Raw genomic sequence first — 8,878 nt, 5'->3', positions numbered from 1 at the left:
AGGGTGTAAGATGCAACCCATAAGGAGGTGACCCATGCAAAGCCCATCATTGAACGTCTCGCGTAGCTTGACCCTGAGTGCCATCGCGGCGCTGACCCTGGCCTTGGCGGGCTGTGGCGCAACCACTGGAGAGCGCGCCACCAGCGGCGCAGGCGTAGGTGCCGCCGTCGGTGCTGGCGCAGCAGCGGCCACTGGCGGAAGCGTTGGCCGTGGCGCGGTGATTGGTGCAGGCGCAGGTGCTGCGACCGGTGCCCTGACCGATGAAGAGGACATCAGCCTCGACTGACGTTGGCACAGGCCACTAGCGGCACAGCCTGAAACCGCGCATGCCCAGATGGAAATGATCGGCATGCGCGGCATTGTAATCCGGCCCCAGCACGTTGCCGAAGGTATCGCAGGCACCATCCCTCGCTGCCCGCAAGAACTCCCCTGCCTCACCCTCGTCGTCCCAGTCGCGAATCAGCGTAATCTGACGACCATTCTCGAAGCGAAAACCCACCACATCCAGGGCTTCAGCCGTGGCGTGCTCGCTGCGTCGACCGCTTTCGCGTCCGTAGACATTCCGGCAGGCAAAGCTGCCCACATGATCCACCTGGGCGACCGGGCTGCCCATGATGGCTTCGGCAGCCGGTTGCAGGGCGTGGCGTTCGTACATCACCCAGGCCAAGGCCAGCGGGCAGGTGGCCACGAAGCTCTGGTTGAAGCGCACGCTGCTGGACTGCATACGCACCACGTTACTCAGCGGGCAGCTGGCGGTGGGGGAGTAGTCGGCCAGCGGCGTGTAGCTCAGCCCGCCCTCGGGGACGGTGTCCAGGGCGGCCAGACAGGCCTCACGGTCGTCGTTGAGGCGCTTGAGCTTGAGTTGGGTGACCGGCGTGATCGGGTCGTCCACGTGCAGCGGTGCCCAGGGGGCCCAGTGGCGCGGGATGACGATGACATCCTTGTAGATGGCAACGCCAACCCCGACCAGCAGGAGCAGGAAGAAGAGTGCGCGCATGGTGACCTCCGTGTGGTGTTCTTGAACCCCTACAGTCCCTGCCAGGGGTATGCGATACTGCGCTATTGGCGTAGGCCGTCACCCACGCCCATTTCTGATCAACAAGGGAAGCGCTGCATGTCCCAGGGTACGCTTTATATCGTTTCTGCCCCCTCTGGGGCGGGTAAAACCAGCCTGGTTCGCGAGCTGATAGAGAGCCTGGATGGCATTCAGGTATCGGTGTCTCATACCACCCGTGCCAAGCGCGAAGGCGAAGTGAACGGCGTGAACTACCACTTCACGCAGATTCCCGAGTTCGAGGCCATGATGGCCCGCGGCGACTTCTTTGAGTATGCCAAAGTCTTCGACAATTACTACGGTACGTCACGTCAGGCCGTGCAGACGCGGCTGGATGCCGGGCAGGACGTGATTCTGGAAATCGACTGGCAGGGCGCGCGCCAGGTTCGCGAACAGATGCCCTCCGCCGTGTCGATCTTCATTCTGCCGCCATCGCGCAGTGAGCTGGAGCGCCGCCTGTCGAGCCGTGGCACCGACGAGCACGCGGTGATCGCTCGGCGCATGCGTGATGCCGTCAGTGAGATGTCCCATTACGATGAATACGACTACCTGGTGGTCAACGATGACTTCACCACGGCGTTGCAGGAACTGCAGTCGCTGGTAATCAGCCACCGCTTGACCCTGGCCACCATGCAGCAGCGTCATGCTCCCCTGCTGTCTGCGCTCTTGTCACAGACGCCTGGCGTCGAGTAATCTAGCAGGTCGTATGACTACTTTTCTCGCTGGGTCGGCGGCGTTTTCAGCCCTGCCGGCCCGGCGTCGTTATTACAGGATGGCTCCATGGCTCGCGTAACCGTCGAAGATTGTCTCGAAAACGTAGAAAACCGCTTCAAACTGGTGATGATTTCTACCCAGCGTGCCCGTCAGCTGGCGCGTGGCTCCCGTGATGCCCAACTGCCCTGGGAAAACGACAAGCCGACCGTCATGGCGCTGCGTGAGATCGCCGCAGGCCTGGTCGACCATACGGTTCTGGATGAGCCGGTCGAAGCGCCGGTGCGGGCGCGTCCTGCCATGACGCCCAGCGCTCAAATCGACGACTAAGCTAGCACCGATCAGGGGCGCGGTACATGTTCACCATTGATGACCTGGCCGACCGACTCGGCGGCTACTTACCCCCGGACGAGATCCAGCAGGTCAAGCGCGCCTTCTATTACGCCGAGCAGGCCCACGACGGCCAGCGCCGTCGCTCGGGCGAGCCCTACGTGACCCACCCGCTGGCGGTGGCCAACATTCTCGCCAACATGCACATGGACCATCAGAGCCTGATGGCCGCCATGCTGCACGATGTCATCGAAGACACCGGCGTCTCCAAGAAAGCCCTGGCCGCCCAGTTTGGCAAGCCGGTGGCCGAGCTGGTGGATGGCGTCTCCAAGCTGACGCAGATCACCTTCGAAGACAAGGCCGTTGCCCAGGCGGAGAATTTCCAGAAGATGGTGCTGGCGATGTCGCGGGACATCCGCGTCATCATCGTCAAGCTGGCCGACCGGCTGCACAACATGCGCACTCTGGGGGCCCTGCGGCCCGACAAGAAGCGCCGCATTGCCCGGGAAACCCTGGAAATCTACGCCCGTATTGCGGGGCGGCTAGGGATCAACACCATTCGTGTGGAGCTGGAAGACCTCTCGTTCCAGGCGATTCACCCCATGCGGGCCGAGCGCATCAAGCGTGCGGTGGCCAGCGCTAGAGGGAATCGTCGCAGCGCCATGCGTGAAATCCAGGCCTCGCTACAGCAGAGCCTCGATGACGAAGCGCTGCAGGGCACGGTGATTGGTCGCCAGAAGCATCTGCTGTCGATCTACAAGAAGATGCGCGACCAGCGCAAGCCGTTTGCCGAGATCATGGACGTCTTCGGGTTCCGTATCATTACCGAAGACGTGGCCAGCTGTTACCGGATTCTGGGCGTGGTGCACAACCTCTACAAGCCGGTACCCGGGCGCTTCAAGGACTACATCGCGATTCCCAAGGCCAACGGCTACCAGAGCCTGCACACGACGCTGTTCGGCCAGCGTGGCATGCCCATCGAAGTGCAGATCCGCACCCGCGAAATGGAAGCCATGGCCAACAACGGCATTGCCGCCCACTGGCTGTACAAGGCTGGCCAGACCGCGCATCCGATTGCCGAAGGCAGCCACGCCCGTGCCCGCGCCTGGGTGAAGGGGCTGCTGGAGATGCAGCGCCACGCGGGAGACTCGCTGGAGTTCATCGAGCACGTCAAGAACGACCTGTTCCCGGATGATATCTACGTGTTCACGCCCAAAGGCGACATCATGGAGCTTCCCCAAGGGGCCACGGTGATCGATTTTGCCTATAGCGTGCACACCGATATCGGCAACAACTGCATTGCCTGCCGAATCGACCGCCACCTGGCGCCGCTCTCGACACGGCTGGAAAGCGGCCAGACGCTGGAAATCATCACCGCGCCCGGCGCGCGCCCCAACCTGGCGTGGCTGAATTTCGTTACCACCGCCAAGGCGCGCTCGGCCATCCGTCACGCACTCAAGCATCAGCAGCAGGCAGAAGCCATCATGCTGGGACGCCGTTTGCTCAACAAGGCCCTGGCCCCCTTCGAGACCAGCCTGGAAGAGCTGGACGAAAGCGTGTTCGAACAGGCGCTGAAAGAGCTGGATGCCAGCTCCATGGATGCGCTGCTGGAGTCGATGGGGCTGGGCAATCGTATGGCCCACGTGGTGGCTCGGCGGCTGGTGGACGTGGCCCACGGCGAGAGCTTCGACAAGACGCTGGCCGACAACAGCGACAAGGCAGTGGTCATCAGCGGCGGCGAAGGCATGGTGATCAACTTTGCGCGCTGCTGCCACCCGCTGCCGGGCGACCCGGTGGTGGGACACCTCTCTGTGGGCAAGGGGCTGGTGGTGCACCGCAGTGAGTGCAAGAACCTCTCTGAGCGCAAGAACGACCCGGAAAAGCTGTTTGCTCTGGAGTGGTCGGAAAATATCGACGAAGACTTCCCGGTGGCCCTGCGTATCGAGATCGAAAGCCGCCGTGGCCTGGTCGCCGAGCTGGCCGGGCTGGTGACCGATGCGGACGCCAACATCGAGCGGATCGGCATCGAAGAGCGTGACGCACGGCTCTCGACGGTCAACCTGACCCTGTCGGTGAAAGGGCGAGTCCATCTAGCGCGGATCATCAAGCGGATTCGCAACCTGCCCAACGTCGGCAAGATTACCCGTATGGCCAATTAAAACGACCCGGTACCCGCCGCTGGCCCGTCAGGCTGGCGGCGTCAGCCGTGGCGATCATCATCCATCGATGTATTCTCACAGGAGCAAGAGACGTAATGAGCAATAAAGCGGTTATCAACACCGAGAAAGCCCCGGCGGCCATTGGCCCCTATTCACAAGCCATCAAGGCGGGCAACACGGTGTATCTGTCGGGCCAGATTCCCCTCGACCCGGACACCATGGCGCTGGTCTCTGACGATTTCGAAGCCCAGGCGCGTCAGGTGTTTGCCAACCTGCAGGCAGTGTGCGAAGAGGCGGCGGGCTCGCTGAGCGATATCGTCAAGCTCAACCTCTACCTGGTGGACCTGGACAACTTCGCCATCGTCAACAAGGTCATGGAGGAGTTCTTCTCCACGCCGTTCCCGGCCCGTGCGGCGGTGGGCGTGAAGGCGCTGCCCAAGGGCAGCCAGGTAGAAGCCGAAGCGGTCATGGTGATTGGCGACTAACGCCAAGGCCTGATACAGCACAGTAAAAAGCGAGCCGTGGGGCTCGCTTTTTGCTCTTACGCGATAGCGTCAGGCTTTTTGCAGTTCCAGAAACCCGCCTTCCTTGAGCACCTGCAGATACCCCTCCTTGTAGCTGGGGTAGCGGAAGGTGTAGCCGGTTTCACGAATACGGCGGTTGTCGCAGCGCTTGCTGGCCCGGCGGCGCAGGGGGGACTGCATGGTCTCGGTGGACTCCACCTTCAGCTGTTTCGCCAGCCATGCCATCACGTTGTGCATGGTCACCGGCTCGCAGTCGCTGCCCAGGTACAGGTCTGCCAGCGGCGTACCGCTCTCCTGACAGCGAATCAGGTGCGCCAGGATGCCGGTGCAGTCGTCGCGGTGAATCCGGTTGGAGTAGATCACCGGCGTCACGGCGGCAATGCGGCCTTCTGCCACCTGGTGAATCAGGCGGTCACGCCCCGGGCCATAAATACCTGAAAAACGCACCACGGTGCCAGGCAGCGGGTGGTTGAGCAGCGCCTGTTCTGCTTCGCACATCAGGGTGCCGGAGAAGCTGGTGGAGCTGGTGGGGCTCTCTTCGTTGACCACTTCGCCTTCCTGCTGGCCGTAAACGCTGGTAGAAGAGACGAAGAAGATCCGTTTGGGCGGCGTGTCGTGCTGCTCCAGCACGCTCAGCACACGTTTCAGGCCGTCCGGGTAAGCGCTTTGATAGGCGCTCTCTTCGAAACGGTCGGCGCTGACGGTGTAAATGACGTAGTCCGCGCTGGGCAAGGCGTTGGCGGGTGCGCCCTCCAGGTCGTTAAGGTCCAGGGCCAGCGGCTCGATGCCCGTGTTGGCCAGTGCATCGGCCTGGCGGCGCACGCCGATCACGCGGTGCCCTTCGTCCAGCAGCTCCTTGCCAAGCGTGACGCCGATATCTCCACAGCCGATAATCAGTACCGTTAGCTTCACCTTGCTCACCCCTCTTGATAAATATTCCCTATTAGATACAAAGTCCCTATGAGATGTGCCATCTTCAATAGGGCTTGTCTGTCCTTTTCCATCTCGCTAATTACGATTACCAGTCACGAGCTGCAACGAGAGGATGCCACTGGCACCACCATGACTTTAACAGAACTACGCTACATCGTAACCCTTGCACAAGAGCGCCATTTTGGCCGTGCCGCTGAACGTTGCCACGTTTCACAGCCCACCCTGTCGGTGGCGGTGAAAAAACTGGAAGACGAACTGGAAGTGGCGCTGTTCGAGCGCTCCAAGTCCACCGTACAGGTAACGCCGCTGGGTGAAAAGGTCGTTGCGCAGGCGCAGCGCGTTCTGGAACAGAGTGGGCTGATTTTCGAACTGGCCAAGGCAGGCAAGGACCAGTTGGCCAACCCCCTGCGCATTGGCGCCATCTACACCATTGGGCCCTACCTGTTTCCCCATCTGGTGCCTGCGCTGGCCAACGCTGCGCCACAGATGCCGCTGTACATCGAAGAGGGCATGACCGGCACGCTGCGCGCCAAGCTGCGCAATGGCGAGCTGGACGTGATCATCGTGGCGCTGCCCTTCACCGAAACCGATGTAGTTACCAAGCCGATCTATGACGAGCATTTCGAAGTGCTGATGCCCGCCAGCCATCCGTGGGTAGCGCGTGAAGCCATCCACAAGGAAGACCTGCTGGAAGAGCGCCTGCTGCTGCTGGGGGAAGGCCACTGCTTCCGCGACCAGATTCTGGAAGCCTGCCCGGCCATCACCCAAAAGCTGAACAGCCCCAACAACACCCTGATTGCCGAAGGCGGCTCGTTGGAAACGATTCGCCACATGGTGGCCTCCAGGCTGGGCATTACCGTACTGCCCCAGTCGGCGCTGGGCACCGACCAGTACGAAAACGCCATGCTGGTCAGCCGTCCCTTCGTGGAGCCTGCGCCTTCGCGCACGGTGGCGATTGCCTGGCGCGCAAGCTTCCCTAGGCCCAAGGCCATCGATGCCCTGGCCCAGGCGATTGGCCAGTGCCAGCAACCGGACCACAAGGCCCACACGGACTCATGAGTGAACTGGCTGCTCCGGTCACGGCGCTGAAGGGCGTAGGCGACGCGCTGGCCATCAAGCTGGCGCGGCTGGGAGTCGAGCGCGTCAGCGACCTGCTGTTTCACCTGCCGCTGCGCTACCAGGACCGTACGCGGCTGACGCCGATAGGCCACCTTCGGGCGGGCCAGGAGGCGGTGGTGGAAGGGGAAGTGACCGCCAGCGACGTGGTCAAGGGGCGGCGGCGCAGCCTGCTGGTGCGGCTGCGCGACGGGAGCGGCATCCTGAGCCTGCGGTTCTTTCACTTCTCTCCGGCTCAGCAACAACAGCTGCGCCCCGGCGCCACCGTGCGTGCATTCGGCGAAGCCCGGGCAGGGGCCACGGGGCTGGAAATCTACCACCCGGAGTATCGCCTGAGCGGCAGCAGTGACACCCCGGTGGAGGAGTACTACACGCCCATCTACCCCACCACGGAGGGGCTGCATCAGGCTCGCCTGCGGGCCCTGGCCCAGCAGGCGCTGCGCCTGCTGGCGCAAGCCCCTGAAACGCTGCCGGACGTGATCCCCGACACCCTGCGCCAGCGCTTCCAGCTACCGGGGCTGCATGCCAGCCTGCAGCTCTTGCACCAGCCACCGCCGGACGTGGATCTGGAGCAGCTTGCCCAGGGGCTTCACCCCGCCACCCGGCGGCTCGCCCTGGAAGAGCTGCTGGCCCATCAGCTTAGCCTGCGGGAAGTGCGCCTGCGCATTCAGGCCGATGGCGCGCCGACGCTGCCCTCCGGGCGTAGCCTGCAAACCCGCTTTCTGGCACAGCTGCCGTTTGCCCTCACCGGAGCCCAGCGCCGCGTGCTGGAGGAGATCGCCCTCGACCTGGCACGCCCGGCGCCCATGCTGCGGCTTGTGCAGGGAGATGTGGGGTCGGGCAAGACGGTGGTGGCAGCCATGGCCGCGCTCTCGGCGCTGGCGGGCAACTGCCAGGCGGCCATGATGGCGCCCACGGAAATTCTCGCCGAGCAGCACTATCGTTCGTTCAAGGCATGGTTCGAGCCACTGGGCATCGACGTCGCCTGGCTGGCGGGCAAGCTGAAAGGCAAGGCGCGGCTGGATGCCAAGGCCGCCATCGCCGATGGCCGAGCGCGGATGGTGGTGGGCACCCACGCGCTGTTTCAGGACGATGTGCATTTCCAATGCCTGGGGCTGGCGATCATCGACGAACAGCACCGCTTTGGCGTGCACCAGCGCCTCGCCCTGCGTGAAAAGGGGGAGGCCGGTGGGCTGACGCCTCACCAGCTGATCATGACCGCCACGCCGATTCCCCGCACCCTGGCCATGAGCGCCTACGCCGACCTGGACGTGTCGGTGATCGACGAGCTGCCGCCGGGGCGCACGCCGGTGAAGACCGTGGTGGTCTCGGACGAGCGCCGCCCGGAAGTGGTCGAGCGTATCCGCAATGCCTGCCGCGATGGCCGCCAGGCCTATTGGGTTTGCACGCTGATCGAGGAGTCCGAAGTGCTCCAGTGCCAGGCGGCGGAAGTCACGCGGGACGAGCTTACCCAGGCGTTGCCGGAGCTGGCCATCGGGCTGATACACGGGCGCATGAAGGCCGCTGAAAAAGCCGAGGTGATGGAGGCTTTCAAGACCGGCGAGCTGGATCTCCTGGTTGCCACCACGGTGATCGAGGTCGGCGTGGATGTCCCGAATGCCAGCCTGATGATCATCGAAAACCCGGAGCGCCTGGGGCTTTCTCAGCTCCACCAGCTACGCGGGCGTGTTGGGCGGGGCAGCACCGAAAGTTTTTGCGTGCTGCTTTACCACGCGCCGCTGTCCAAAAGCTCCCGAGAGCGGCTCAGCGTGATGCGCGAAACCACCGACGGCTTCCGTATTGCCGAAAAAGACCTGGAAATTCGCGGCCCCGGCGAAGTGCTCGGCACCCGACAGACCGGCCTCGCCCAGATGAAAATCGCTGACCTGGAGCGCGATGCCGACCAGCTGGAGCGGGTCACCGCCCTGGCCCAGGCGCTCCAGGGCAACGCCGAAGTCACCGCGGTACTGGTGCGCCGCTGGCTGGGCGAAGCCGCCGGGCGCTACGGGCAGGTGTGAGGGCCGGTGTGAGGCTGCAGGTGTAAGAGGCCG

At 63.4% G+C, this 8,878-nt stretch carries 9 protein-coding genes; 7 read left to right on the top strand and 2 right to left on the bottom strand.

Translation table 11 applies throughout. The features are described 5' to 3' along the window. Positions 1–34 precede the first annotated feature (34 nt). Positions 35–286, top strand: a complete 252-nt coding sequence (locus B7L72_RS13530; RefSeq protein WP_081194975.1) for a hypothetical protein — start codon at positions 35–37, stop codon at positions 284–286. 15 nt (positions 287–301) lie between these two features. Here the strand turns inward: B7L72_RS13530 and B7L72_RS13525 are convergent, their stop codons facing one another. Beyond that, positions 302–997 (bottom strand): extensin-like domain-containing protein, encoded by a 696-nt coding sequence (locus B7L72_RS13525; RefSeq protein ID WP_081194973.1) that lies wholly within the window; start codon positions 995–997, stop codon positions 302–304. A gap of 117 nt (positions 998–1,114) precedes the next feature. Between B7L72_RS13525 and gmk the strand changes: the two genes are divergently transcribed. From gmk to B7L72_RS13505, 4 genes are all read left to right on the top strand, one after another. Further along, entirely contained in the window at positions 1,115–1,747 is a 633-nt protein-coding gene (gene gmk, locus B7L72_RS13520) for a guanylate kinase (RefSeq protein WP_081194971.1), read from the top strand. 87 nt (positions 1,748–1,834) lie between these two features. Beyond that, positions 1,835–2,095: a DNA-directed RNA polymerase subunit omega gene (gene rpoZ / locus B7L72_RS13515; protein ID WP_016915502.1), complete on the top strand. Its 261-nt coding sequence runs from the start codon at positions 1,835–1,837 to the stop codon at positions 2,093–2,095. Positions 2,096–2,121: 26 nt separating this feature from the next. Next, positions 2,122–4,254, top strand: a complete 2,133-nt coding sequence (locus tag B7L72_RS13510; RefSeq protein WP_081194969.1) for a RelA/SpoT family protein — start codon at positions 2,122–2,124, stop codon at positions 4,252–4,254. 95 nt (positions 4,255–4,349) lie between these two features. After that, positions 4,350–4,739 (top strand): RidA family protein, encoded by a 390-nt coding sequence (locus B7L72_RS13505; RefSeq protein WP_016915500.1) that lies wholly within the window; start codon positions 4,350–4,352, stop codon positions 4,737–4,739. Positions 4,740–4,808: 69 nt separating this feature from the next. Here the strand turns inward: B7L72_RS13505 and B7L72_RS13500 are convergent, their stop codons facing one another. Further along, positions 4,809–5,690 (bottom strand): SDR family oxidoreductase, encoded by an 882-nt coding sequence (locus tag B7L72_RS13500; protein WP_026001903.1) that lies wholly within the window; start codon positions 5,688–5,690, stop codon positions 4,809–4,811. 150 nt (positions 5,691–5,840) lie between these two features. Between B7L72_RS13500 and B7L72_RS13495 the strand changes: the two genes are divergently transcribed. Further along, entirely contained in the window at positions 5,841–6,770 is a 930-nt protein-coding gene (locus tag B7L72_RS13495; protein WP_016915498.1) for a hydrogen peroxide-inducible genes activator, read from the top strand. Then, positions 6,767–8,845, top strand: a complete 2,079-nt coding sequence (recG, locus tag B7L72_RS13490; protein ID WP_081194967.1) for an ATP-dependent DNA helicase RecG — start codon at positions 6,767–6,769, stop codon at positions 8,843–8,845. Before B7L72_RS13495 ends, recG begins: the two co-directional genes overlap by 4 nt. Positions 8,846–8,878: the final 33 nt, after the last annotated feature.

It is taken from the genome of Halomonas sp. BC1, from assembly GCF_002078135.1.
Lineage (GTDB): Bacteria > Pseudomonadota > Gammaproteobacteria > Pseudomonadales > Halomonadaceae > Vreelandella > Vreelandella stevensii.
The sequence above is the reverse complement of the archived record's forward strand: the minus strand, read 5'-3'. Positions and strand labels throughout refer to the sequence as shown.

Excerpts from the sequence above, each read along its gene's own strand:
- recG (WP_081194967.1), top strand. The coding sequence starts at position 6,767 with ATGAGTGAACTGGCTGCTCCGGTCACGGCGCTGAAGGGCGTAGGCGAC.
- B7L72_RS13505 (WP_016915500.1), top strand. The coding sequence starts at position 4,350 with ATGAGCAATAAAGCGGTTATCAACACCGAGAAAGCCCCGGCGGCCATT.
- gmk (WP_081194971.1), top strand. The coding sequence starts at position 1,115 with ATGTCCCAGGGTACGCTTTATATCGTTTCTGCCCCCTCTGGGGCGGGT.
- B7L72_RS13525 (WP_081194973.1), bottom strand. The coding sequence starts at position 997 with ATGCGCGCACTCTTCTTCCTGCTCCTGCTGGTCGGGGTTGGCGTTGCC.
- rpoZ (WP_016915502.1), top strand. The coding sequence starts at position 1,835 with ATGGCTCGCGTAACCGTCGAAGATTGTCTCGAAAACGTAGAAAACCGC.
- B7L72_RS13495 (WP_016915498.1), top strand. The coding sequence starts at position 5,841 with ATGACTTTAACAGAACTACGCTACATCGTAACCCTTGCACAAGAGCGC.
- B7L72_RS13530 (WP_081194975.1), top strand. The coding sequence starts at position 35 with ATGCAAAGCCCATCATTGAACGTCTCGCGTAGCTTGACCCTGAGTGCC.
- B7L72_RS13510 (WP_081194969.1), top strand. The coding sequence starts at position 2,122 with ATGTTCACCATTGATGACCTGGCCGACCGACTCGGCGGCTACTTACCC.